At 59.9% G+C, this 24,820-nt stretch carries 21 protein-coding genes and 1 tRNA gene; 4 read left to right on the top strand and 18 right to left on the bottom strand.

The window, feature by feature from the left end; all coding sequences use genetic code 11:
* Positions 1-77 precede the first annotated feature (77 nt).
* Positions 78-236 carry a YqaE/Pmp3 family membrane protein gene (locus JMV15_RS04885; RefSeq protein ID WP_003194776.1) on the top strand — a complete coding sequence of 53 codons (159 nt, stop codon included), beginning with the start codon at positions 78-80 and terminating at the stop codon, positions 234-236.
* Between the two features lie 5 nt (positions 237-241).
* On the opposite strand, the gene pqqE is transcribed toward JMV15_RS04885, so the two are convergent.
* From pqqE to rpsU, 14 genes are all read right to left on the bottom strand, one after another.
* Positions 242-1,372: a pyrroloquinoline quinone biosynthesis protein PqqE gene (pqqE, locus tag JMV15_RS04880; RefSeq protein ID WP_019817403.1), complete on the bottom strand. Its 1,131-nt coding sequence runs from the start codon at positions 1,370-1,372 to the stop codon at positions 242-244.
* On the bottom strand, positions 1,365-1,640 hold the full coding sequence (gene pqqD / locus JMV15_RS04875) for a pyrroloquinoline quinone biosynthesis peptide chaperone PqqD (protein ID WP_003194772.1): 276 nt from the start codon (positions 1,638-1,640) through the stop codon (positions 1,365-1,367). The genes pqqE and pqqD overlap by 8 nt, the downstream gene beginning before the upstream one ends.
* Positions 1,637-2,389, bottom strand: a complete 753-nt coding sequence (pqqC, locus tag JMV15_RS04870; RefSeq protein ID WP_019817401.1) for a pyrroloquinoline-quinone synthase PqqC — start codon at positions 2,387-2,389, stop codon at positions 1,637-1,639. The genes pqqD and pqqC overlap by 4 nt, the downstream gene beginning before the upstream one ends.
* Positions 2,390-2,400: 11 nt before the next feature.
* A complete protein-coding gene (gene pqqB / locus JMV15_RS04865) occupies positions 2,401-3,312 on the bottom strand; it encodes a pyrroloquinoline quinone biosynthesis protein PqqB (RefSeq protein WP_014720194.1) in 912 nt (303 codons plus the stop codon).
* A 71-nt stretch (positions 3,313-3,383) separates the two neighbouring features.
* The gene (gene pqqA / locus JMV15_RS04860; protein ID WP_003194766.1) at positions 3,384-3,458 is read right to left on the bottom strand and encodes a pyrroloquinoline quinone precursor peptide PqqA; all 75 of its coding nucleotides are present in this window, start codon (positions 3,456-3,458) and stop codon (positions 3,384-3,386) included.
* A gap of 158 nt (positions 3,459-3,616) precedes the next feature.
* Positions 3,617-5,992, bottom strand: coding sequence for a pyrroloquinoline quinone biosynthesis protein PqqF (gene pqqF, locus JMV15_RS04855; RefSeq protein ID WP_081088267.1), 2,376 nt, complete (start codon positions 5,990-5,992; stop codon positions 3,617-3,619).
* Positions 5,993-6,040: 48 nt separating this feature from the next.
* A complete protein-coding gene (locus tag JMV15_RS04850; protein WP_038451746.1) occupies positions 6,041-6,835 on the bottom strand; it encodes a carbon-nitrogen hydrolase family protein in 795 nt (264 codons plus the stop codon).
* Positions 6,836-6,845: 10 nt separating this feature from the next.
* A complete protein-coding gene (locus JMV15_RS04845) occupies positions 6,846-8,549 on the bottom strand; it encodes a flavin monoamine oxidase family protein (protein ID WP_014720191.1) in 1,704 nt (567 codons plus the stop codon).
* A 147-nt stretch (positions 8,550-8,696) separates the two neighbouring features.
* Positions 8,697-9,143, bottom strand: a complete 447-nt coding sequence (locus JMV15_RS04840) for an Lrp/AsnC family transcriptional regulator (RefSeq protein ID WP_003194755.1) — start codon at positions 9,141-9,143, stop codon at positions 8,697-8,699.
* Positions 9,144-9,254: 111 nt separating this feature from the next.
* Positions 9,255-9,331: transfer RNA gene (locus JMV15_RS04835), tRNA-Ile, on the bottom strand.
* Positions 9,332-9,346: 15 nt separating this feature from the next.
* Positions 9,347-13,090 carry a bifunctional diguanylate cyclase/phosphodiesterase gene (locus tag JMV15_RS04830; RefSeq protein ID WP_073454076.1) on the bottom strand — a complete coding sequence of 1,248 codons (3,744 nt, stop codon included), beginning with the start codon at positions 13,088-13,090 and terminating at the stop codon, positions 9,347-9,349.
* 134 nt (positions 13,091-13,224) lie between these two features.
* Complete coding sequence (gene rpoD / locus JMV15_RS04825; protein ID WP_020302171.1) at positions 13,225-15,072, bottom strand: RNA polymerase sigma factor RpoD; 1,848 nt, start codon at positions 15,070-15,072, stop codon at positions 13,225-13,227.
* 67 nt (positions 15,073-15,139) lie between these two features.
* Complete coding sequence (gene dnaG, locus JMV15_RS04820) at positions 15,140-17,110, bottom strand: DNA primase (protein ID WP_014720188.1); 1,971 nt, start codon at positions 17,108-17,110, stop codon at positions 15,140-15,142.
* Between the two features lie 442 nt (positions 17,111-17,552).
* Positions 17,553-17,768, bottom strand: a complete 216-nt coding sequence (gene rpsU / locus JMV15_RS04815; RefSeq protein ID WP_002551877.1) for a 30S ribosomal protein S21 — start codon at positions 17,766-17,768, stop codon at positions 17,553-17,555.
* 203 nt (positions 17,769-17,971) lie between these two features.
* Here rpsU and tsaD point away from each other — a divergent pair, with 203 nt between their 5' ends.
* A complete protein-coding gene (gene tsaD / locus JMV15_RS04810; protein ID WP_003194748.1) occupies positions 17,972-18,997 on the top strand; it encodes a tRNA (adenosine(37)-N6)-threonylcarbamoyltransferase complex transferase subunit TsaD in 1,026 nt (341 codons plus the stop codon).
* A gap of 31 nt (positions 18,998-19,028) precedes the next feature.
* Here the strand turns inward: tsaD and plsY are convergent, their stop codons facing one another.
* The gene (gene plsY / locus JMV15_RS04805; RefSeq protein WP_014720187.1) at positions 19,029-19,598 is read right to left on the bottom strand and encodes a glycerol-3-phosphate 1-O-acyltransferase PlsY; all 570 of its coding nucleotides are present in this window, start codon (positions 19,596-19,598) and stop codon (positions 19,029-19,031) included.
* A gap of 74 nt (positions 19,599-19,672) precedes the next feature.
* Between plsY and folB the strand changes: the two genes are divergently transcribed.
* Positions 19,673-20,026, top strand: coding sequence for a dihydroneopterin aldolase (gene folB, locus JMV15_RS04800; RefSeq protein WP_014720186.1), 354 nt, complete (start codon positions 19,673-19,675; stop codon positions 20,024-20,026).
* Positions 20,017-20,535: a 2-amino-4-hydroxy-6-hydroxymethyldihydropteridine diphosphokinase gene (gene folK / locus JMV15_RS04795; protein ID WP_014720185.1), complete on the top strand. Its 519-nt coding sequence runs from the start codon at positions 20,017-20,019 to the stop codon at positions 20,533-20,535. The genes folB and folK overlap by 10 nt, the downstream gene beginning before the upstream one ends.
* Positions 20,536-20,607: 72 nt before the next feature.
* On the opposite strand, the gene JMV15_RS04790 is transcribed toward folK, so the two are convergent.
* The 3 genes from JMV15_RS04790 to JMV15_RS04780 all read right to left on the bottom strand — a co-directional run bounded on the left by JMV15_RS04790 (position 20,608) and on the right by JMV15_RS04780 (position 24,737).
* Positions 20,608-21,840 (bottom strand): multifunctional CCA addition/repair protein, encoded by a 1,233-nt coding sequence (locus JMV15_RS04790; protein WP_201491310.1) that lies wholly within the window; start codon positions 21,838-21,840, stop codon positions 20,608-20,610.
* Positions 21,841-21,903: 63 nt separating this feature from the next.
* Positions 21,904-23,469: a SpoVR family protein gene (locus tag JMV15_RS04785; RefSeq protein ID WP_003194736.1), complete on the bottom strand. Its 1,566-nt coding sequence runs from the start codon at positions 23,467-23,469 to the stop codon at positions 21,904-21,906.
* Entirely contained in the window at positions 23,466-24,737 is a 1,272-nt protein-coding gene (locus JMV15_RS04780) for a YeaH/YhbH family protein (RefSeq protein ID WP_003194735.1), read from the bottom strand. Before JMV15_RS04780 ends, JMV15_RS04785 begins: the two co-directional genes overlap by 4 nt.
* Positions 24,738-24,820 lie beyond the last annotated feature (83 nt).

Genomic DNA, 24,820 nt, shown 5'->3' with positions numbered 1-24,820 from the left:
AATCCACTGAACCCTCACGAACCGCCAAGGTCGATTAGCTACACGGCTCACACGAGCCGATTTTCTGGAGCTGACCCATGGACATCATTCGTATCATCATCGCCATTCTGCTGCCGCCATTGGGTGTGTTCCTACAAGTAGGTTTCGGCGGTGCCTTCTGGCTGAATATCCTGCTGACCCTGTGCGGTTACTTCCCGGGCATCATCCACGCGGTGTACATCATCGCCAAGCGTTGAGGCGCTCAGCCTTTTGCAATGAGCCTTGAGTTGCGCTCATTGCGAAAGGCCAGTTGCTCGATGGTCTGGGTGGCCTGTTCGGCTTCTTCCCGCGCCTGAAGGATGATGCCGTGCTGCTCGGATTTGCTGCATACCGGGTCGGCGTTGCTGGCGTCACCGGTGAGCATGAAGGCCTGGCAACGGCAGCCGCCGAAATCCTTTTCTTTTTCGTCGCATGATCGGCACGGCTCGGGCATCCAGTCGTAGCCACGAAAGCGATTGAAGCCAAACGAGTCGTACCAGATGTGCTGCATGCTGTGGTCGCGCACATTGGGAAACTGCACGGGCATTTGCCTCGCGCCGTGACAGGGCAGTGCGGTGCCGTCGGGTGTGACTGTCAGGAAGATGCTGCCCCAGCCATTCATGCAGGCTTTGGGGCGCTCCTCGTAATAATCCGGTGTCACGAAGATCAGCTTGCAGGGGTGGCCTTCGGCTTCCAGTTTGGCGCGGTATTCATTGGTGATCCGTTCGGCGCGCACCAACTGCTCGCGTGTGGGCAGCAAACCCACGCGATTGAGCTGTGCCCAGCCGTAGAACTGGCAAGTGGCGAGCTCGACGAAATCTGCTTCCAGCGCAATGCACAGCTCGATGATGCGGTCGATCTTGTCGATATTGTGCCGATGGGTGACGAAGTTCAGCACCATCGGGTAGCCGTGGGCTTTCACGGCTCGGGCCATTTCCAGTTTTTGCGCGAAGGCTTTTTTGGAGCCGGCCAGCAGGTTGTTCACCTGTTCGTCACTGGCCTGGAAGCTGATCTGGATATGGTCCAGGCCGGCTTTCTTGAAGTCGCTGATTTTTTGTTCGGTGAGGCCGATGCCAGAGGTGATCAGGTTGGTGTAGAAACCCAGCTTGCGAGCCTCGCCGATCAGTTCGGCCAAGTCCTGGCGCACCAGCGGCTCACCGCCGGAAAACCCCAGCTGCGCAGCACCCATTTCACGGGCTTCGCGAAATACCTTGATCCATTGTTCGGTGCTCAACTCCTTGCCCTGCTCGGCGAAATCCAGCGGGTTGGAGCAATACGGGCACTGCAACGGGCAGCGATAGGTCAGCTCGGCCAGCAGCCACAGCGGTAGGCCGATGGCTGGCTTTTCAGGCAAGGGTGATCCAGTGCTCAGCACGGGCGACCTCCATGAATTGCTCGATGTCGTCACCCAGCTCCGGTACGCCGGGGAACTGCTTGTCCAGCTCGGCAATGATGGCCGCCACGTCGCGCTCGCCGTCGATCAGGCCGCCGATCAATGCGGCGCTGTCGTTGAGCTTGATCATGCCTTCGGGGTAGAGCAACACGTGGCCTTTCTGTGCAGGCTCGTACTGGTAGCGATAGCCCTGGCGCCAGGTCGGTTTTTTGCTGCGATCAAAGCTCATAGGGTAATCCCTTTATGCCATACCCGCTGTTCGGTCACGCTGTGATACGGCGGGCGTTTGAGTTCGTAGGCCATGCTCATGGCGTCCAGCATGCTCCAGAGGATGTCCAGTTTGAACTGGAGAATGTCCAGCATGCGCTCCTGCCCCTCGCGGGTGGTGTAGTGCTGCAGGGTGATCGCCAAGCCGTGTTCCACATCGCGCCGGGCCTGGCCCAGGCGGGTGCGGAAGTACTCGTAACCGGCCGGGTCGATCCACGGGTAGTGCTGCGGCCAACTATCGAGGCGCGACTGGTGGATTTGCGGCGCGAACAGCTCGGTCAGCGAGCTGCTGGCGGCTTCCTGCCAGCTGGCGCGGCGGGCGAAGTTGACATAGGCGTCCACGGCGAAGCGTACGCCGGGCAGCACCAACTCTTGGGAGCGCAGTTGGTCGGGGTCCAGGCCCACAGCCTGGCCCAGGCGCAGCCAGGCTTCGATACCGCCGTCTTCACCGGGCGCGCCGTCGTGGTCGAGCAGGCGCTGGATCCATTCGCGACGGATTTCACGGTCTGGGCAGTTGGCCAGGATCGCCGCGTCTTTCAGCGGGATATTCACTTGATAGTAGAAGCGATTGGCGACCCAGCCCTGGATCTGCTCACGGCTGGCGCGGCCTTCGTACATCGCCACATGGTAGGGGTGATGGATATGGTAGAAGGCGCCCTTGGCGCGCAGGGCGGCTTCGAACTCAGCCTTGCTCAACGGTGTGTCGGTCATTTCGATCGCTCCTACAATTCAATGCTCATGCCGTCGTAAGCCACTTCGACATTGCGCCGCACCAGCTCCGCTCGCTCGGGGGAGTCTTCATCGAGGATCGGGTTGGTGTTGTTGATGTGGATAAGCACTTTGCGCTGTTTGGGCAGTTGCTCGAGCACTTCAAGCATGCCGCCGGGGCCGTTCTGTGCCAGGTGGCCCATCTCACGCCCGGTGCGGGTGCCGACGCCACGGCGCTGCATTTCATCGTCGTCCCACATCGTGCCGTCCACCAGCAGGCAGTCACTGCCGGCCATGATGTCCAGCAGCGGTGCGTCGACCTTGCCCAGGCCCGGGGCGTAGAACAATTTGCCGCCGGTGCGCAGGTCTTCGACGATCAGGCCAATGTTGTCACCGGGGTGCGGGTCGAAACGGTGCGGCGAATAGGGCGGTGCGGCGCTGCGCAACGGCAGCGGGGTGAAGCGCAGGTTGGGGCAGGCCGGGATGGTGAAGCTGGCGTCCAACTCGATGCGGTTCCAGGCCAGGCCACCGTTCCAGTGGGTCAGCATGGTGAACAACGGGAAACCGGTGCTCAGGTCTTCGTGGACCATGTCGGTGCACCACACCTGATGCGGGCAGCCTTCGCGCAGGCTCAGCAGGCCAGTGGTGTGGTCGATCTGGCTGTCCATCAGGATGATTGCGCTGATGCCGGTATCGCGCAGGGCGCGGCCCGGTTGCATGGGCGCAAAGCCCTGGAGTTGCGCGCGGATATCCGGCGAGGCATTGCAGAGCACCCAATTCACGCCATCGTCGGAGATCGCGATGGACGACTGGGTACGCGCGTGGGCCCGCAGGCTGCCATCGCGAAAACCTGCGCAGTTCACGCAGTTGCAGTTCCACTGCGGGAAGCCACCGCCGGCGGCGGAACCTAGAATCTGGACAAACATGATCGCTCCATCAAGCACAGCTCAAAACAAAAACGCCCCGGGCGAACCGAGGCGTTGTATCACTCAGCCAATCAACGGCTGGCGAAGTACATGGTGACTTCGAAACCAATACGCAGATCAGTGTAAGCAGGTTTGGACCAGGTCATATTCTTACTCCTATCAAGGGATGGGACGTTCACTACCAAGTAATACATATAGTCCACCTCCTGTTGGAGATGTTCAGATATTGCTGCGCAATGTTACGCAATTTTATTCAAGTTAGCGCTGTCTCGGTGGAGAAAGCCTGTTGCAGGGTTGGCAATGATCACGGCGCTGCTTGCCAGTCGTCGCTGATACGCGGCCCGTTGGCCACGCATTGCCAGCCGCCTGCGGCGTCATTGAGTTGTTGCGCGGCGCGCTGCACATCCTCGCGTGTGCACGCTTGGATCAACTGTTGAAGCTGATCCAGATAACCCGACGAATGACCTGCCAGGTGCGCGTGCCACAGCAAGTCGGCAGCTTCGTTGATGGGCAGCGTCTGGGCCGCGAACTGCTGCGCGAGGGCCTGGTTACCCAAGTCGGGGCTGCGTTCGATCAACGACGGCAGTTGCCCCAGGAAGGCCTGCAACTGTTGGACGATGCCGTCCAGGGAGGCGCTCGGCGATTGCACCCCAAACAGCAGGCCGGTTTGGCCGTTGATCTGTCGGATGCCGCTGAACACGGCGTAGCCGATTTGCAGTTCGACTCTCAAACGCTGGTAGAACGGCCCCTGGAGCACGTGCCCGAGCAACCGCCAGTGGGCTTCATCGGCGAGGGATTGAGTCGGCGTTGGGCAAAATAGCAGTAGCGCTGCTTCGCTGGATTCGGTGCTGACTGCGTGCCAGCGCTTTCGTCCGTCAAGGGACTGAGGTGTAGAAGGCACGCTTGCCGGTTGCCCAGGCAGCCGGACCGCTGCGGCTTTGATCGCGGCTTCACAGGCGGGTGGCAGGCCTGCGCCCAGCGCCTGCCAGCGCGCGGTAGCCCATGATGCTGTCGTCTCCTGAGGCTGGGGCTGAACACCCGCGCAGCAAGCGGGCAACGCCTTGAGCAGTTCCCGGATGGCGATCATCGGCACGGGAGCGGTCGGTGGCAAAGGTTCATCCGAGTCACTCAGACACCGCGCCAACGCTTCGAGCACCGCCGGCATGGGCTCGTGGAGGCCGTGCATCTTCACCTGCCAATCCGTGGCGCAGGTTTCGCAAGACAACTCGACGCCGGCCTGGCGTGCCTGCTCGCGCAACGGCCGCAACAGACTTTCCAGCCCGCTGGGTACCGCCGAGTCAAACCGCCAGTGCAGGTACAGCGCGCCTTCGCCAGTGTCATCCGCCAACGCCTGGCTGAAGGTCAACGCTGACAGCTCCCGTCGGCCCCGTGAGCGATCCTGGGCAAAGGTGCGCAAGCCACGGTGGGCGCTGGTTTGGCCACGAATCAGGCCAGCGCGTTCTTCCTTGGCGGGCGCACGAAGCAAGGGGTTATTGGGCGGCAGTTGCCAAGGGTGCCGGGAGGCGGGCAGGTGCAGTGAATCGAGCATGGCCTTGAGGGCTACGACGCCTTGTTCCGACAGGTCTTGGGCATCGTTGCGCGCCAACGCCAGGGCGCCTTGGACCTGTTGCTGGCGAGCATTGAGCAAGGCGAACTCTTCGCGTAACGCTGTCCAGTCGCTGTGTGCGAAGAAACCCAGCCAGTCGTGCAGCAACTCTTCAATCTGCGTAGCCGGTTCGCGTTCGCTGGCGAGGGTGAAGTCTATATCCAGCACGGCTTGATCCGCGAATTGGTACAGCACGGACGCCTGCAGCGCGGTGGCCAGTCGTCGCGCTTGCAGTTCAGCGAGCAACCCGCCGGGGGCCGAGGCGTTGAGCCAGGTGCAGAGAAACGCCAGCGCTTCCCGTGGCGCGTTACACGTAATGACCTGATGCAGGTGTTGGCCGGCGACGTGCTGATAACGGCGCGCCGGGCCATGCATCAAGGCCGGTGGAGCGGCCTGCGGGTGCAATGGGCCGGGCGTCAGTTGGTCACTGAACTGCTGGGCCAAGGCCTGCAGGTCGGCCAGCGATTGTGGACCGGCGAGGCTCAGGGTCATCTGCCCGCTTTGATAAAAGCGTGCGTGGAACCCTCGCAAGGCGTGCTGAAACTCGTCGCTTTCCACCGGCAGGCTGTCGCGGTTGCCGGCATGAAAACCTCGTAGAGGATGATCCGCCGCCAAGCCTTGCAGCAGCGCCACTTGCTGTTGGGCCTTGGCATCCTGGGACCAGGCGATGAACTCCGCCTCCAGCACTTCGCGTTCACGTTGTTGATCGTCGAGGGCCAGGCGCGGGTGAGCCAGCATATCCGCCAAACGCGCCAGCCCGTCTGCAAAAGCCGGCACCGGCAGTTCAAAGAAGAACTCGGTGGTGCGCTCACGGGTGCTGGCGTTGACCTGCCCACCGTGGCGCTGCACGTAGGCCATCAGCCCTTCGCCGACTGGGAAACGTTCGGTACCGAGAAACAACAAGTGCTCAAGAAAATGCGCCAGGCCAGGCCAGGCCAATGGCACGTCATGGCTGCCGGCAGCCACGTGTAAAACGGCGGCGCAGCGCTTCAAGCGTGGTGCATGGCGCAGGCAAACCCGCAGGCCATTAGCGAGAGTCAGGTGAAGGGGATGAGGGTGAACCGGCGCAGGCATGGGCACTTCCGAGGCGTGGGAAGTGCCTATGCTAGCAAACCCAATGGGTCAGGGCTTGTGCAGTGCGCCGTAGAGTTCGGCGCGACGGTCTTGCAGGTAGTGGTTGGCGGCGCGGGCGTCGACGATAGATTGGCGATCCAGGGTGCCGACGATCAAGGCTTCATCCAGGCCGGCCTGGGCAATTCGCTGGCCCTCCGGCGCGGCAATGCTGCTTTGCCCGCAGTAGTGAATCTCGCCTTCGTGCCCGCAATAGTTGGCATAGGCCACGAAGCATTGGTTTTCAAAGGCTCGCGCCCGCACGGTGACGTCGGCAACGAAGTCGAACGGCACCATATTGGCGGTGGGCACCAGAATCAGTTCGGCACCGGCGAGGGCCAGGCGCCGGGTGTTTTCCGGAAACTCCAGGTCGTAGCAAATCAGCATGCCCACCTTCCACCCGTTCAATTCCACCACCGGGAAATCATCGGGGCCGGCGCTGAACATTGAGTGGTCAAGATCGCCAAACAAGTGGGTCTTGCGGTAGTTGCACAGGCGCTTGCCGTGGGCGTCGATCAACTGCACGGCGTTGTAGACCTGGCCGTCTTCGGCCCGCTCCGGGTAGCCATACAGGATCGCCAGCCCGGCACTTTGCGCCAGTTCGGCAATCGCCTGCGCCGATGGCCCATCCTGTGCCTCGGCCAGTGCGCCAACGGCTTCGGCGCCAATGTTATAGCCGCTGAGAAACATCTCTGGCAGCACCAGCACATCGGCGCCGTGTGCTTCATGGGCCAACTGGTGCAGGCGCTGCAGGTTAGCGGCCACATCCAGCGGCAGCGGCGGGCATTGGTACAGGGCGACACGCATGCTCAACTCCTTATTCTGCCAGGGCGATTGGCCCTATTTCATCGAATACGTCGCCTGGGCCTGGGTTCTCCGGGTGGGTGCTGCCACCGAAGTGATTCATGATGCCCCATACCGCGTTGAGCGAGGTTTGTACCGCGCCTTCGACCCAGGCGGGCGTCCACGATACATCATCACCCGCGATGAAGATCCCGCGTTGTTCGGCGGGCATATCCTTCTGCATGAAGTGCGCATACATCCGCTGGTTATAGCGATAGTGACCGGGCAAGGCGCCTTTGAAGGCCCCGAGGAAATGCGGATCGGCCTCCCAGGACACGGTGATCGGGTCGCCGATGATGCGCGCCTTGATATCAACGTTGGGGTAGATCTTCTTCAGCGCATCGAGGGCCAGTTTCACCCGCTTGTCGATAGGCTGGGGCAGCATCTTCAGTGCGTCGCTCATCCACGAGTAGGACAGGCAGATCACCCCCGGCTTGTCGTCACCGTTATCGAACAGGTAGGTGCCCCGGGTCAGGCGGTCGGTGAGGGTCATGCTCATCAGGTCGCGGCCGGTTTGCGGGTCTTTGTCTTTCCAGAATGGGCGATCAACCATCACGAAGGTTTTCGATGACTGCATGTAGCGAGTGCGATCCAGGGCCATCCACATTTTTTGTGAGAACAGGGTTTCGTCGCATTCGATCTGTGTGGTCAGCAGCCAACTCTGGCAGGTGGTCAGCACCGCCGCGTATTCGCGCGTGTCGCCATAGTTGTCGGTAACAGCAAAGCGGCCATCGGCGGCGTGGGCAATGCGCTTCACGCCTGCCCGTGGTGCGCCTCTATGCAACGAGCTCAGGCTGGTGCCGGCCGGCCAATGGGCGCAGCGCTCTGGCACATGGCGCCAGATGCCCATGGGCACTTGTGCCACGCCACCGACGATCAGGTGTTGATGATCATCGCAGTTGGTCATTACCACACGGAAGATTTCCAGCATGGAGTTGGGAAAGTCAGAGTCCCAACCGCCGGTGCCGAAACCGACCTGGCCAAACACCTCGCGGTGGTGGAAGGACAATTTGGCGAAGGCTTTGGAGGTGGCGACGAAGTCGTAGAAGGTACGGTCATCCCACAGCGGCACGAGCTTGTTCCACAGTTCCTTGAGCCGTGGCACGTCGCGGTCGCGGATTGCCTGCTGGATATCGCCGAACTGCGAACCGGCCTCCAAGGCGTCGGCCCAGGCATCGGCGACTTCCTGGAACAGTGCCGGTAAATCGGAGAGTTTTTGCGCATAGTGAGTCTGGCCTTCCAGATCGATCACGGTGCTGCCGGACGCCGGTGTCAGCGGGTTGGGAAAGGGCTTGGTCTCCAGTCCCAGTTTGTCCACGTAATGGTAGAACGCCGTGGACGATACCGGGAACCGCATGCCGCCCAACTCGGCGATGATGCCTTCGGCGCCTTCAAAGGCCTGCGAGCGCAAGCGGCCACCCATCTTCGAGGCTTCATACACAACGGGCTTGAGCCCGAGTTTCATCAGCTCGTAGGCCGCAACCAGGCCCGCGATCCCGGCGCCGACGATCGCCACTTCGGCGCCATGATTGGCCGCAGGAATACTGCCCAGCCCGGCGGGGTGTTCGATCCAGTCATCAAAGGCAAACGGGAAGTCCGGGCCGAAAATGGTGATGGGTTTCTTACCGTCGCCCGGGTGGCGATTGGGCTTGCTGAGGGTGCTGGACGGAATGCTCATGGCTGACCTTACTGACGGCTCGGCGGGAGGAGGGCCCGTTGAGTATAGGAAAAGATGGCAGCCAGTTTAGGGAGCGTTGCGCTCGTTAATAAGACGCAATGTGTCGTCGGATTGTACTGGTTTTAGTCAATATGACGAAGGTAGTGATCAGATTGGTTGTCCGCGATCCAATTTGTTACTGAGGATGATCGAGGTGGTGGTTTTTTCCACGCCGTCAACACTGCCGATCTGGTCCAGCAATTGGTCCAGTTGCTCTGGCGAATCGGTGCGCAGCCAAGCCACGTAATCGAACTCTCCACTTACCGCGCACAACTGCTGCACTTGCGCCATGGCGCTCAGCCTGCGCAACACCTCTTTGCCCGAACGGGGTTGCACGGTAATGCCCACATAAGCTTGCAACCCCCCATCCGCAACGCGCTGGCCCAGGCGCACGCCGTAACCGGTGATGACCTGGGTTTTCTCCAGGCGGGCCAGACGCGACGTGACGGTGGTGCGCGCGATGCCCAACTGCCTGGCGAGCATGGCCACGCTTTCACGGGCGTTGAGCTGCAGGGCGGCGATCAGTTGGCGGTCGATTTCGTCTAGGGCGGGCAAGGGGGGGCTCCAGTGCGGGGGCAATGAGCAAGCATGGTACAGGCTTGGCCTGGCTGAAAGAACCGTGATGCCAGATACGCAAAAGCCGCGCAATGCGCGGCTTTTTTTGTGTGGTGGGCCCAGTAGGACTCGAACCTACGACCAAGGGATTATGAGTCCCCTGCTCTAACCAACTGAGCTATAGGCCCTCAGTAGGTCGCGGATTATAGCGATGGTTTGTTCACTGTGCCATCCGAAAAATCCTTGTGCCGTGTACGAAGGAAGCTGGCGGCAAAAAGCTCCGGCGGGAGGGGCAGGCTGACGATGTAGCCTTGCATCTGTTCACACCCCTCGCTTGCGAGGAATGCTTGTTGCGCCGGAGTCTCCACGCCTTCGGCGATGATGGTGAATTGCATGCTGTGGCCGAGGGCGATGATGGCGCGCACGATGGCTGCATCGTGAGGGTCGTCGGGCAAGCCGCGCACGAAGGATTGGTCGATTTTGAGGAAGTCCAGGGGCAGGCGCTTGAGGTAGCTGAGGGACGAGTAGCCGGTGCCGAAATCATCGATCGCCAATTGGACGCCCAGGCGCTTGAGTTGGTGCAACACCGCGAGCGCTTCTTCGGCTTGGCTCATGATGAAGTTTTCGGTGATTTCCAGTTGCAGGCAGCCGGGTTCGAGGCGGTAATCGTGCAGCAGTTGTTCGATGCGTGACAGCAGGTTGGGGTGACGCAGTTGCGCGCCTGCGAGGTTGACCGACAGGGGGCCGAAATCCTCGAAAGCCGCTTGCCAGGCGTGCAGTTGCCGGCAGGCCTGTTCCAGTACCCAGTCGCCGATTTGCAGGATCATGCCGTTCTCTTCGGCCAAGGCGATAAAGTGTTCGGGCGGGACGTCGCCCAGAGTCGGGTGGTGCCAGCGGATCAAGGCTTCGGCGCCGATCAGTTGTTGGGTGACCAGGTTGCGCTTGGGTTGGTAATACAGGCTCAATTCTTCACGTTCGATGGCGCGGCGCAGTTCGTGCTCCAGCGCTACGCGTTCATTGGCTTGGGCAGTCAGGTCGCGGGTATAGCGCTCGACCCGGTTACGCCCCTTGGCCTTGGAGCGATACATTGCGGCGTCGGCATTTTTGACCAGGGTGGCGACGTCGGTACCGTCTTGCGGATACAGGCTGGTGCCGATACTGGCGCTGATAAAAAACTCATGCTCGCCGGCTTGGAATGGCGGGGTAAAACAGTCGAGCAGTTTGTTCGCCAAGTGCTGGGCGTCGCTGGCCTGTTGCAAGCCGGGCAACAGGATAATGAATTCGTCGCCGCCCAAGCGAGCAACGGTGTCCACGTCCCGCAACTGCTCCTTGAGGCGTACGGCGATGTCTTTGAGCAGCAGGTCGCCGACCGGGTGGCCGAGGCTGTCGTTGATGTGTTTGAAGCGATCAAGGTCGAGAAACAACACCGCGCCCTGTTTACCACTTTCCTGCTGGCCGTTGAGGGCGGCCTGCAGCCGGTTTTCAAACAGGGTGCGGTTGGGCAGGCCGGTCAATGGGTCGTGGTGGGCCTGATAATCCAGGCGTGCCTGGGCCAGCTTGAGGCTGGAGATGTCGGCGAACACGGCAACGAAGTGCGTGACCAATTGCTCGCGGTTACGCACGGCGCTGATGGTCAGCCAGCTCGGATACACCTCGCCGTTCTTGCGGCGGTTGGAGATCTCTCCTTGCCAATGACCCTGGGCCGTCAACTGGTGCCACATCGCCGCATAGAACGCGCTGTCATGCAGGCCGGAGGCGAGCAGGCGCGGGGTATGACCAAGGGCTTCAACCTCGCTGTAGCCGGTTATCTCAGTGAAGGCGCGGTTGACGGCGCTGATGTTCTGCCGTGTGTCGGTGATCAAGACGCCTTCGGCGGTGCTTTCGAACACCGTGGCGGCCTGCTGCAGTTTTTCCTGCATCAACTGGCGTTCGGTGATGTCCCGGGCGATGGTCAGCATGCAATCTTCGTCGCCAATCGGCAGTGGGCGGCTGGACACTTCGCACAGGCGAATCTGGCCGTCGGCACGACGGATATGACAGATGAAATCGCGCACAAAACCGTCGCGCTGCATCAACTCCAGCATGTGTTTGCGTTCGTTGAGGTCGACCCAGATGCCTAGGTCCAGGGTTGATTGGTCAAGTGAGGAGGCGCTGGTGAAACCGGTCAGGTGGCTGAAACCTTCGTTCACTTCAATCAGCAGGCCATCTCTTTGGCGACTCAGTAGTAAACCGTCGGGGGAAGCATGGAATGCCTTGGCGAATTTCTCTTCGGAGGTTTGCAGCTGCTGTTGGGTTTCCTTGAGCTCGGTGATATCGCGCACCACCACCACCAGGGCTTCAGTGGTATCGAGTTGGAACGGCTCAGCTGAGATCAGCCCGGTAAATGCCTGACCATTGCTGCGCAGAAAGGACATTTCCAGGTTACGGATACTGGTGGTCTGTACCCGCTGCAGCAAATCCGGACCGACGCCCTGAATGCCCCATATATTCAGATCTGAGGCGGTTTTGCCTACCACCTCGTCGGCGCGCAGCCCAATCTGGTCCTCGAATGCCTTGTTGACCTCCAGCAGGCAGCCATCAGATAACTGGGCAATCACCAGGATGTCCGGGCACTGCTGAAACACCGAGGCAAATTTCTGCTCGGACAGTTGCAGGGCTTCTTCGGTGCGCTTGGCTTCGCTGATGTCGATCATCAGGCCGCGCAGCACTGGCTCGTGGCCGTGTTCGATCAGGCTGACAATGTCACGTACCCACAGGCAGCGGCCATCAGCGGTGATGACCCGGTAATCAATGCTGTGATCACGGTTAGCACGAGTTTCCCGATAGCAATAGGCCTCGGCGCGGGTCAGGTCGGCGGGGTGGATGATGTTGCGCCAGAAGCCTGGAATCAACCAGTGGGCGCGGGGATAGCCGAGCAGGTCTTCGGCATGGGGCGACACGTAGCTGTAGGTGAAATCGCTGATGCTTGCTTCCCAGGCGATGGCGGACAAGCTCTCCACCAAGCCGCGATAGTGGTACTCGCTGCTTCGCAGTTCTTGTTCAAGGGCGACCCGGCGAGAAATTTCCGAACTGAGCCGGCGATTGATCCGAATAACGATGGCCAGCACCGTACTCAATAGCAGCACCGCTGGCAGGCCGTACGTGAGCAAGTCAGCCCAGAAGGTGCGGTGATCGGTGAAGCTGCCGACCCAATGTTGCTGGATTGCATCCGTTTCGGCTGAGCTGAGGTCGGCGAGGACTTTGTCCAGGATGCCCACCAGGATTTTTTCATCCCGCGGGACACCCATCGCCAGTTGGTAGCGGTAGGGCGTTTCGCCGCTGACGTATAAACCGTCGAGCTTGAGTTGGCGCAGGCTCCAGACGCTGGAGGCGAGGTCGCCGACCACGGCATCCACTTCATCGGTGGCCAGGGCTTGCAGCGTCGAACTGACGTTGGGCAGGGCGACCAGATTCAGGTCCGGATGGTGGGTGCGGAGCAATTCATGGGGCGCGTAGTTTTCCACCACGGCAATTTTAAGCCCGTACAGATCCTTGAGGCTGCGTGGTTTCGCGCCGCCTTCATGGGCCAGGATGACGATGGGAAAGTCGAGATAGGGGCGTGTGAACGCCAGGAAGTTTTGGCGTTCGGGGGTGGACATGATGCCAGGCAGCAGGTCGAGCTGATTATTGCGGGCTTGTTCAAGCACCGCAGTCCAGTTAACCGGTTCGATCAGTTTGATACGCACACCCAGGCGGTCCTGGAGCAGGCGTACGTAATCGGCTGCCAAGCCCTGATATCGGCCATTTTCATCGCGATATTCAAAAGGTGGCCAAGACGCATCCACGCCTAGGCGCAGCTCCTGATGGTCCGCCAACCAGCTACGCTCATCATCCGTAAGAGTCAACGCGCCAGCCGTTGCGGTCCAGGTCAGCAGCGACAGCAGTATCACGGTCGGCAATCTGGGCATAACGGTCTCGTTATGGCACGGGGAATGTCTCGAGTGTAGACGGGCATTGCGAGGGCGGGGTGTGCGAGGCAGTTAATCTGTGCAAAGCAATCGGTAGAAAGCAAAACCCCCGGCCTGGGCCGGGGGTTCTGGTATCACTCGTCGAGGAAGGAGCGCAGATGCTCGCTTCGCGTCGGGTGGCGCAACTTGCGCAGCGCCTTGGCTTCGATCTGACGGATCCGCTCACGGGTCACGTCAAACTGCTTACCGACTTCCTCAAGGGTGTGGTCGGTATTCATGTCGATGCCGAAACGCATGCGCAGTACCTTGGCTTCACGGGCAGTGAGGCCGGACAGTACGTCGCGAGTCGCTTCTTTCAAGCTCTCAACAGTGGCGACATCGATTGGCGACTGCATGGTCGAGTCTTCGATGAAGTCACCCAGATGGGAGTCTTCGTCATCACCAATCGGCGTTTCCATGGAGATCGGCTCTTTAGCGATCTTCAATACCTTGCGGATTTTATCCTCAGGCATTTCCATGCGTTCGCCCAGCTCTTCCGGGGTCGGTTCGCGACCCATTTCCTGCAACATCTGCCGGGAAATGCGGTTGAGCTTGTTGATGGTCTCGATCATGTGCACCGGAATACGGATGGTGCGGGCCTGGTCGGCGATCGAGCGAGTGATCGCCTGACGGATCCACCAGGTGGCATAAGTCGAGAACTTGTAGCCGCGACGGTATTCGAACTTGTCCACCGCCTTCATCAAGCCGATGTTGCCTTCCTGGATCAGATCAAGGAATTGCAGGCCACGGTTGGTGTACTTCTTGGCGATGGAGATCACCAGACGCAAGTTCGCTTCAACCATCTCTTTCTTCGCGCGGCGGGCCTTGGCCTCACCGATCGACATGCGACGGTTGATGTCTTTGATTTCTGCAATGGTCAGGCCGGTTTCGGTCTCAAGCGCGGTCAGCTTCTGCTGGCAACGGATGATATCGGGCTGCAGGCGACCGATGGCTTCGGCGTATTTCGCCTTGCCCTTGGCCAGTGCGTCGCTCCAGCTTTCGTCAACTTCGTTGCCCGGGAACTGGCGCAGGAAATCGGTACGCGGCATGCGCGCATCACGCACACAGAGCTGCATGATCGCACGCTCTTGTGCACGCAGACGCTCAAGGGCGCTGCGAACACGCTCAACCAGGCCTTCGAATTGCTTGGGCACCAGCTTGATTGGCATGAACAGCTCAGCCAGGGCCACCAGCTCGGCAATCGCCTGCTTGTTGCCACGACCGTGCTTCTTCAGGGCCTTGCGGGTGATTTCCATTTGATCGGAAACCGCACCGAAGCGCTGGGCAGCGATGACCGGGTCTGGACCGCTTTCGGCTTCTTCTTCGTCGTCGCTGCTTTCAGCTTCGTCGTCGTCGGAGTCGTCGTCCGCTTTTGCGGCTTTCGCATCAACAGGCGGCGGTACTTCGGCGGCAGGCGGCGCAATGCCGTCGTCCGGGTCGATATAACCGCTCAGGACGTCAGACAGGCGGCCACCTTCGGTGGTGACGCGAGTGTACTCGGAGAGAATGTGGTCAACCGTGCCAGGGAAGTGCGCAATGGCGCCCATCACTTCACGGATGCCCTCTTCGATACGCTTGGCGATTTCGATCTCGCCTTCGCGTGTCAGCAGCTCGACGGTACCCATTTCGCGCATATACATGCGCACAGGGTCTGTCGTGCGGCCGATATCGGTCTCCACCGCAGCCAACGCGGCGGCAGCTTCTTCAGCGGCGGCTTCGTCGGTATCGGCGTCGGCCAGCATAAGGGAATCCTTATCTGGCGCAGTTTCGAATACGTTGATCCCCATGTCGTTAATCATGCGGATGATGTCTTCCACCTGCTCAGGATCTGAAATATCCTCAGGCAGGTGGTCGTTGACCTCCGCGTAAGTCAGGTAACCCTGCTCACGACCAAGAAGTATCAACTCTTTGATACGAGACTGCTGTTGCGCTTTTCCGGACATAACACCCTATCCACTGAAGGTCTTGGCGGGCAAAAAACAAGCCGAGGATTATACCCGAGCTATGACCTCACACGCCAGCTGAGGTCGGGTTTGATGCGTAAACATTCTGTTTTAAGAGGTCGCGCATCTGTTTTGCTATCTGAATTTGCTCTTCAGCCGATAATCCCGGCTGCCTTGCTCTCTTGATAAGTTCGTCGAGGGTCTGAGTGTGTTGACCCGCGGATAACCTATTAATGGTGTCTAAAAACTGTTGTTCAAGGTTGTCGCCGTCAATTAGCCACTCCTTTTCCGCCAGTGCCCGCAATAAACGGCCCTGTTCCGTGCCATGCCAGCGAGCCATCAACTGGATTGAGTTTAGCTTAGGGTTTTTCTGCACGGCTTCGATCAGTGCAATAAGCACCTGAGCATAGGTATTGCTCTCGTTGGCAAAGTGGTCGGCACTTTCAACCTTGCCGGCCAATTGCGGGTGGTGAATCAGTGTGCGCAGTGCAATCAGTGTGGGGGCTTCCACCGCTACGGGCGTGCGTGGCGCGTAGGCTTCATCGCGATCACCGCGCTTGCCGTTTTTGCTCCACGGCTTTTTATCCCACTTCTTGCCACCTGCGCCGGGCTTCTTTGGCGTCCATTCCTGCTGGGGCGCGAAGGCCTCCTGAGGTTGGTGAAAGTCAGCGTAGTCCGGCATGGCGTCGTAATCCATGCCGGGGTCGTAGGCTGGCGGCGCCTCTTGCGGGGCGCTGTGCACCAGCTGGCTGACGGCTTCACCGCTCAAACCGGTGATCTCCAGCAGGCGCTGGCGCATCAGTGTGCGCAAATTGGCGCCGGGGACTTTGTCGATCAGCGGCGCCGCAAGGGTGGCCATATGGGCCTTGCCCTCCAGGGAGCGCGGGTCGGCTTCTTCGGTCAGTTGCTGGAAAAAATAATCCGCCAGCGGCTGTGCATGTTGATTGATGCGTGCACGGAACGCATCGGTACCTTCCGAGCGCACCAGCGTGTCCGGGTCTTCGCCTTCGGGCAGGAACAGGAAGCGTGCGCGACGCCCATCCTGCAGGCTCGACAGCGTGGCTTCGAGCGCGCGCCAGGCGGCGTTGCGGCCAGCCTGGTCGCCGTCGAAGCAAAACAGCACGCTGGGCACGACACGGAACAGGCGCTTCAGATGTTCTTCGCTGGTGGCGGTGCCGAGGGTCGCGACCGCGTTGCGCAGGCCTTGTTGGGCCAGGGCGATCACGTCCATATAACCCTCAACCACGATGATTTCGTCGAGGTTGCGGTTGTTCTTGCGCGCTTCGAACAGGCCGTAGAGTTCCTGGCCTTTGTGAAACACCGGGGTCTCCGGGGAGTTCAGGTACTTGGGTTTGTCATCACCAAGCACGCGGCCGCCAAAGGCGATGATGCGGCCACGGCTGTCGCGGATCGGGAACATCACGCGGTCGCGGAAGCGGTCATAGCGCTTGCCGGTCTCGGCGTTTTCCACCAGCAGGCCGGCGTCGATCATGGCCTTTTGCTGGAGGGTGTCGCTGCTAAGGTGTTTATACAGATTGTCCCAGCCCGGCGGAGCGAAGCCGAGACCGAAATCCCGAGCGATTTCGCCGGTGAGGCCACGGCCTTTGAGGTAGTCGACAGCGGCCTTGCGCTGCGGATGGCTCTTGAGTGCCTGGCGGTAAAAATCGGCGGCAGCGGTAAGCAGCGGGTACAGCGGCGAATCGGTGGGTTGCCGGGGTTTGTGCGGGCGGCCACTTTCTTCGCGGGGCACTTCCATTCCTGCGGCTTTAGCCAAGTCCTCGACAGCCTGGGGGAAGTCCAGGTTGTCGTGGTCCATCAGGAAACCCAGGGCATTCCCGCCCGCCCCGCAACCGAAGCAGTAATAGAACTGCTTGTCGGGGCTGACGCTGAAGGATGGGGTTTTTTCTTTATGGAACGGGCAGCAGGCGGTGTAGTTTTTGCCGGCTTTTTTCAGCTGTACGCGTGAGCTGACAACATCGACGATGTCGGTGCGGTTCAGAAGGTCGTCAATAAAGCTCTGGGGAATCAGCCCGGCCATGGCGTTCTCGTCATCACTGCGTGTAAATGAGGACCCGTGAGGTGTTCAAGCGCACGTATAGGGGGCTCGATCATCATCGTCTGCATGGGTCATCAGGAAGTGTATCTGCCGAATATTCACTGAGGGTAGTTTCTGATCAGTCTTCGGCATGGAAATGTTGCCCGGGCGTCCGGTCTTGGCCAATGGCAGCCTCGGAAACGCATCGATGGGCACAGCCGACACGGTTGATCGTCTGTTTGAAGAATAGGTGTGCTCGTCAGTAGCCTTGTTAGGCTCGTCAGAAGAGACGTGCACCGCTGGCAAAAGAGCCAGCCCTGACGTGTGAAGCAGTGTCTCGGTCGCGTGTGCGGCGTCGACGGTGAAGCATCAAGCGATATCCGCAAATGCCAACAGCCCGGCTGAGGGCCGGGCTTGGCAGAAGCTTGCTACGAACGTCTGTGTATTAGTACAGACGAACGGCGCGGCGCTGTTCGCGCTGAACTTTCTTAGCGTGACGCTTAACAGCGGCTGCTGCTTTGCGCTTACGCTCAGAAGTTGGCTTCTCATAAAATTCGCGGCTACGAACTTCAGCCAGAACACCGGCTTTTTCGCAGGAGCGCTTGAAACGACGCAGAGCTACGTCGAAGGGTTCGTTCTCTTTTACTTTGACGGCTGGCATCCAGAGCTACCTTCTTTCATTACCGGGAATCAACGTTCTCGTCGCAAAAAATTCGCGGCTGAGGTCGTCGGTTTTTAAGGGTTGCGGATGTTAACCCCTCATTGCCCGGAATGCAAAGCCTCTGATCGAAAACCGCTAGTCGGGAGGGGGAGTGGCGACTATTATGCGCGCCTTCGAATTCAGCCTCTACAAGGCGCAAACCCATGCTAGTACTGGGACTTGAAACCTCCTGCGACGAAACCGGAGTCGCACTATACGACAGTGAACGCGGGCTTTTGGCCGATGCACTGTTCAGTCAGATCGACCTGCATCGCGCCTATGGCGGCGTGGTGCCGGAGCTTGCCAGCCGCGATCACGTCAAGCGCATGCTGCCATTGATCCGCCAGGTGCTGGATGAGGCCGGTTGTGTGGCAACCGAGATCGATGCCATTGCCTATACGGCAGGGCCCGGATTGGTCGGAGCCCTGCTGGTTGGGGCCTCTTGCGCCCAGGCGCTGGCCTTTGCCTGGGGTATTCCTGCTCTTGGTGTGCACCATATGGAAGGCCACTTATTGGCGCCCATGCTGGAAAAAACACCGCCGGAGTTCCCGTTCGTCGCTTTGTTGGTTTCGGGCGGGCATACGCAGCTGGTTCAGGTGGATGGGATCGGTCAATACACACTGTTGGGCGAGTCGCTGGACGATGCCGCCGGTGAAGCGTTCGACAAAACCGCGAAGATGATGGGGCTTAATTATCCGGGGGGGCCGGAAATCGCCCGCCTTGCCGAAAACGGCGTTGCCGGTCGCTACACCTTCCCGCGCCCGATGTGTGATCGTCCTGGCTTGATGTTCAGTTTCAGCGGTTTGAAAACCTCTGCCTTGAACACCTGGCAGCAGAGCGTCAGCGCCGGGGACGACGGCCAGCAAGCCCGTTGCGACATCGCGCTGGCGTTCCAGCAGGCTGTGGTGGAGACTTTGACCATCAAGTGCAAGCGCGCCCTGAAACAGGCGGGCATGAAGCGGCTGGTGATCGCAGGCGGCGTCAGCGCCAACAAGGCGTTGCGCAGTTCCCTGGAAAAAATGCTCGGCGACATGAATGGCAACGTGTTTTACGCACGCCCTGAGTTCTGCACTGACAACGGCGCGATGATTGCCTACGCCGGTTGCCAGCGCTTGCAGGCCGGGCAGCACGAAAGCCTGGCGATCAGCGTGCAGGCGCGCTGGCCGATGGAGCAATTGCCGCCGTTGTAAGGTTCAAGGGCACCGGGTCCAGGCGGGGTATTTAAAAATGCCGTTCGCGCCCGGCAAACAGGTCGCGTAGATTGCCGCGGTGGCGCCAGACGATCAGCAGTGTCAGCACGCTCATCGGTAGCAGCGCTTCTGGTTCCTGCCAGGCCAGCAGCGGCAGGGTCAGCGGCGTGGCAATCAGCGCGGCCAGCGAGCTGGTGCGGGTCAGGTAGAACGTCAGCAGCCAGGCGAGCATGGCCAGTAACGCCGCAGGGGGGTAAATGCCCAGCAGCATGCCGGCCGCCGTGGCGACGCCCTTGCCGCCGCGAAAGCGGAAGTACAACGGGAACAGGTGGCCCAGGACGGCACACAGGCCCACCCAGGCTTGCTGTTGCAAGCTAAGGCCGACGAGGCTGGCGATGAGCACGGGCAGCAGGCCCTTGCAGACGTCGCCCAGCAAGGTCAGGACGGCGAGTTTCTTGCCGGCCAGGCGCAACATATTGGTGGCGCCGGCATTGCCTGAGCCACTCATTCGCGGATCGGGATTTCCCGTCAAGCGGCTGAGCAAAATGGCGAAGGACAGCGAGCCGAGCAGGTAGGCGAAAATCGCCAGTGACCAAAACATGCTAACTATTCCGGGCGAGGACGCCCTGATTCTAACGGGGCATCGCGCCCTTGTCGTGCTGCGGAGAAAAGTGCTTGGACAGAGTGTTTATCGAAGGCCTGGAAGTCGACACCGTGATCGGGGCTTACGACTGGGAGCGCGGAATCCGGCAATGCCTGCGCCTGGACCTGAGCTTCGCCTGGGATAATCGCCCAGCTGCGGCAGGTGACGACCTGACCCTGGCACTGGATTACGCCAGGGTGTCTGCGCGTATCCAGGCCTTTGCCGAGCATTCCCAGTACCAACTGGTGGAAACCTTTGCCGAGCGTCTGGCCGAAGTGCTGATGAGTGAGTTCCAGATTCCCTGGCTGCACCTCAAGTTGACCAAGCCCGGCGCGGTACCGGCTGCCAAGGGCGTGGGCGTGGAGATCGAGCGCGGATGTCGTTGACTCAGGTTTACCTCGGGCTTGGCAGCAATATCGACCGCGAGGCTCGTCTATGCGCCGGCTTGGATGCGTTGGCGGGCTTCTTGACGGATATGCGCTGTTCGGCGGTGTTCGAAAGCCAGCCGGTGGGGATCAAAAGTGGGCCGTTTTTCAATCTGGTGGTGTCGGCTTATACCGACCTGCCGTTGATGGAACTCGATCGCCGGTTGAAATCCATCGAGGCCGACAACGGCCGCTACGCGCCCGACCGCAAAGGCCTGCCGCTGGATATCGATGTGTTGTTGTATGGCGATTGGGTGGGCAATTTCGATGGCTTGATCTTGCCGCGAGCCGAAATTCTGAAAAACGCCTTTGTGTTGTGGCCGCTGTCGATGATGGCGCCGGAGCGTCTGCACCCGGAGGCGGGCAAGACAATGGCCGAGTTGTGGCGAGACGCGCAAATTGATCAGGTATTGGCGCCTGTGGCGTTCGAGTGGCAGGGTCAGCCACTCACGCCACAAGCTCTTTTGTAGGAGCCGAGCGTGCTCGCGAAAAACCTGAGGGCGCTGCGTCATCGTTGAGGTTCTTCGCGAGCAAGCTCGCTCCTACAAGGGCTTTTGCTGTTCTTTGTAGGCTTTAAGCGCCTTGAGCCGTTCGCGCTTGAGCGCCTCGCCCAGTTCGGGGCCTTTGAAACCCTTTTCTAGCAGCGGCGCGACCGGCACTTCGCGTGCCACCTTTGCCGCTCCGCGCAAATAATCGGCCTGTGGATAACTGCGTTGCTCAAAACCCTCGCGGCCACGAGCGTCCATTTCGCAGGCCGCCACGAACTCTTCAAAGCGTTGCGGCCGACGGTACACGTCGAAGCTTTGCAGCAACTCCAGCAACGTCGAGGCCTTGAGTTCAAGCGCGCGATGCCCGTGAGTATGATATTGCCCCACCAGCAAGGCCAACTCCTGGCAATCCTTCGGCACCTTGAAACGCTCGTTCACCGCTTTGATCAGCTTCAAGCCGCGATGTTCGTGGGCAATGTGCTGCGGCAACTTATCCACAGGCGTCAGGCCTTTGCCCAGGTCGTGCAGCAGGCAGGCCCAGCGCACGCTCAGCGGTTGCTTGTGCAGGGCTGCTTGCTGCAGCACGCTCAAGGTATGCACGCCGGTGTCTATTTCCGGGTGGTGAGCTGCGGGCTGCGGCACGCCGAACAGCGCATCCACCTCCGGCATCAAGGTTTTCAGTGCGTCGCAGTCACGCAGTACTTGAATAAATACCTGGGGTTGATCTTCCATCAGCGCCCGTGAGATTTCCTTCCAACTGCGCTCGGGGGTAAGGGCCTCCAACTCGCCGGACTCACTGAGTTGGTGCATTAATTCGAGGGTCTCAGGGGCGACTTTGAAGCCGAGAGGCGCATAGCGCGCGGCGAAACGCGCAACGCGTAGTACGCGGAGGGGATCTTCGGCGAACGCGGGAGAAACATGCCGTAAAAGTCGCGCTTCAAGATCACGTTGTCCCTGATAAGGATCAGTCAGGTTACCCTCGTCATCCTCCGCCATGGCATTGATGGTCAGGTCACGCCGGATCAGGTCTTCTTCCAGCGTAACGTCGGGGCTCGCATGGAATATAAAGCCACCGTAACCCCGGCCATTCTTGCGTTCGGTGCGAGCGAGGGCGTATTCGTCACCGTTTTTCGGATCGAGAAACACCGGAAAATCGGCGCCCACCGGTTTATAACCCTTGGCGAGCATCTCTTCAGCCGTCGCGCCAACGACGACGCGGTCTATATCGGTGACCTCGATGCCCAGAAGGCGATCACGCACGGCGCCGCCGACTTTGTAGATTTTCATGAAAAAGCCTCCATTAGCGGCACAGGATAACGCCTGAGCCTGGCCAATGGAGGCTTTGCTGTTTCAGAGATGCACGACGGCCATGTCCAGGCGGCCATAGTCGTTGTCGTTATGATCGCTGCGCGGTGGTACATGGTGGGTCTTCATCACTTGGTCGCCCTGCAGGGTTTCCAAATGAATATCAAAACCCCAGAGCCGATGCAGGTGCTTGAGCACTTCCTCAGTGGATTCGCCCAAGGGTTTGCGGTCGTGTTGCTGGTGACGCAGGGTCAGCGAACGGTCGCCACGCACATCAATGCTGTAGATCTGAACGTTAGGCTCGCGGTTACCCAGGTTGTATTGCGCGGCCAGGGTTTCGCGAATGATGCGGTAGCCGGGTTCGTCGTGGATGGCAGGCACCACCAGGTCATCCTTGAGGTCGTCGTCCAGGATGCTGAACAACTTGAGGTCGCGGATCACCTGAGGCGACAGGTACTGCAGGATAAAACTCTCATCCTTGAAGCTGCTCATGGCGAACTTGATGGTCGATAGCCAGTCGCTGCCGGCGATTTCCGGGAACCAGCGGCGGTCTTCCTCCGTGGGGTGCTCGCACATGCGGCGGATATCGCGGTACATGGCAAAACCCAGTGCATAGGGGTTGATGCCGTTGTAGTACGGGCTGTCGAAGCCTGGCTGGAAGACCACGCTCGTATGGGACGTGAGGAACTCCATCATGAAGCCGTCAGTGACCAGGCCTTCGTCGTACAGGTCGTTCATCAGGGTGTAATGCCAGAAGGTTGCCCAGCCTTCGTTCATTACTTGGGTTTGGCGCTGGGGATAAAAATATTGCGCGATCTTGCGCACGATGCGCACGATTTCGCGCTGCCAGGGCTCCAGCAGCGGTGCGTGCTTTTCGAGGAAATACAGGATGTTTTCCTGCGGTTCGGCGGGGAAGCGGGCATTGTCCTTGTCGCTGTTCTTGTCGGCGCGCTTGGGGATGGTGCGCCACAGGTCGTTGATCTGTTTCTGCAGGTGCTCCTCGCGCTCCTTCTGGCGCAGGCGTTCCTCTTCGGCGGAAATAGGATAGGGACGCTTATAGCGATCGACCCCATAATTCATCAGCGCGTGGCAGGAGTCCAACAGGTCTTCCACCGCATCGATACCGTGGCGCTCCTCGCACTGCATGATGTATTGCTTGGCGAACACCAGGTAATCAATGATCGAACTGGCATCGGTCCAGGTGCGAAACAGGTAGTTGCCCTTGAAGAAACTGTTATGCCCATAGCAGGCATGGGCCACTACCAGCGCCTGCATGCAGATGGTGTTTTCTTCCATCAGGTACGCGATGCACGGGTCGGAGTTGATCACGATCTCGTAGGCCAGGCCCATCTGGCCGCGTGTGTAGGACTTCTCGGTACTGAGAAAGTGTTTCCCGTAGGACCAATGGTGATAGCCCAGGGGCATGCCCACCGAGGCATAGGCATCCATCATCTGTTCAGCGGTGATGACTTCTATCTGATTGGGATAGGTGTCCAAGGCATAACCCGCCGCGATACGGCTGATTTCCCGGTCATAGGCCTGGATCAGTTCGAAGGTCCACTCGGAACCGGTGGAAATGGGTTGGCGCTTGTTCTCTTTTTTGGCGGTCATGTCACTAACCTGCGCTGGAAGAGTTCACGGAAGACCGGGTAGATATCGCCGGCCGAGACCAGTTGCTGCTGGGCGAACGTGTCGGCAAAGGCTTCGCCGATGCGCTCGTATTCGAACCACAGGGCCTGGTGCTCACGGGGGGTAATTTCGACGTAAGTGTAGTACTGCACGAACGGCATGATCTGGTTGATCAAAATGTCCCGGCAGATCGGCGAGTCGTCGTTCCAGTTGTCGCCGTCAGAGGCTTGGGCGGCGTAGATGTTCCACTCGTTGGCGGGGTAGCGCTCGGCCATGATCTCCTGCATCAGCTTCAGTGCGCTGGAAACAATGGTGCCGCCAGTTTCCCGCGAGTAGAAAAACTCCTCTTCGTCCACCTCTCGCGCGCTGGTGTGATGGCGGATGAACACTACGTCAATCTTGTCGTAGTTCCGTTTCAGGAACAGGTACAGCAGGATAAAGAAGCGCTTGGCGATGTCCTTGGTGGCCTGGGTCATGGAGCCGGAAACGTCCATCAGGCAGAACATCACCGCCTTGGAGCTGGGGTTGGGTTGCTTGACCAGCAGGTTGTATTTCAAGTCAAAGGTATCGAGGAACGGCACGCGGTGGATGCGCGCGCTGAGTTTTTCAATTTCTGCCTCGATTTCCTGGATATCGCCGAAGTTGTCCGGTTCTTCGCGCTTCAAGCGTGCCAACTCTTCCTTGGCCTGCTTGAGTTTGGCGCGGCTGCTGCCGGACAGGGCGATACGCCGTGCGTGGGCTGAACGCAGGGTGCGGATGATGTTGATGCGCGACGGGTTGCCCTCGTTGCTGATCCCTGCACGTACGGTCTTGAAGGTATCGGTGCCGGTCAGGTTGCGTTTGACCAGGTTGGGCAGTTCGAGGTCTTCGAACATGAATTCGAGGAATTCTTCCTGAGTGATCTGGAATACGAATTCATCCATGCCTTCGCCAGAGTTGCCGGCTTTGCCCGGGCCTTTGCCGCCGCCACCGCCTTGTGGGCGCTGGATATGTTCGCCAGTGGTGAATTCCTTGTTACCCGGGTGCACCACGGTCTGTTTGCCGCCGCGGCCATGGTGAAGTACCGGTTCGTCGATGTCCCGTCCGGGAATGCTGATTTGTTCGCCATGCTCCATGTCGGTGATGGAGCGGCGGCTGACGGCCTCTTCTACCGCCTTTTTGATGTGGTCACGGTAACGCCGCAGGAAACGCTGGCGGTTTACCGTGCTCTTGTTCTTGCCATTGAGGCGTCGGTCGATCACATAGCTCATGGGGAGCCCTCCGGGCAGCTTCACGTTACAAGCTTCAAGCCGCGGGCTGGAAGCTTAGAGACAAGCGGTCAACTGCCAGGCCG

Origin of the sequence: Pseudomonas paracarnis, from assembly GCF_904063055.1 — a bacterium.
In the GTDB taxonomy this organism is placed as follows: Bacteria; Pseudomonadota; Gammaproteobacteria; order Pseudomonadales; family Pseudomonadaceae; genus Aquipseudomonas; species Aquipseudomonas paracarnis.
This window is presented reverse-complemented; position numbering and strand designations above follow the sequence as displayed.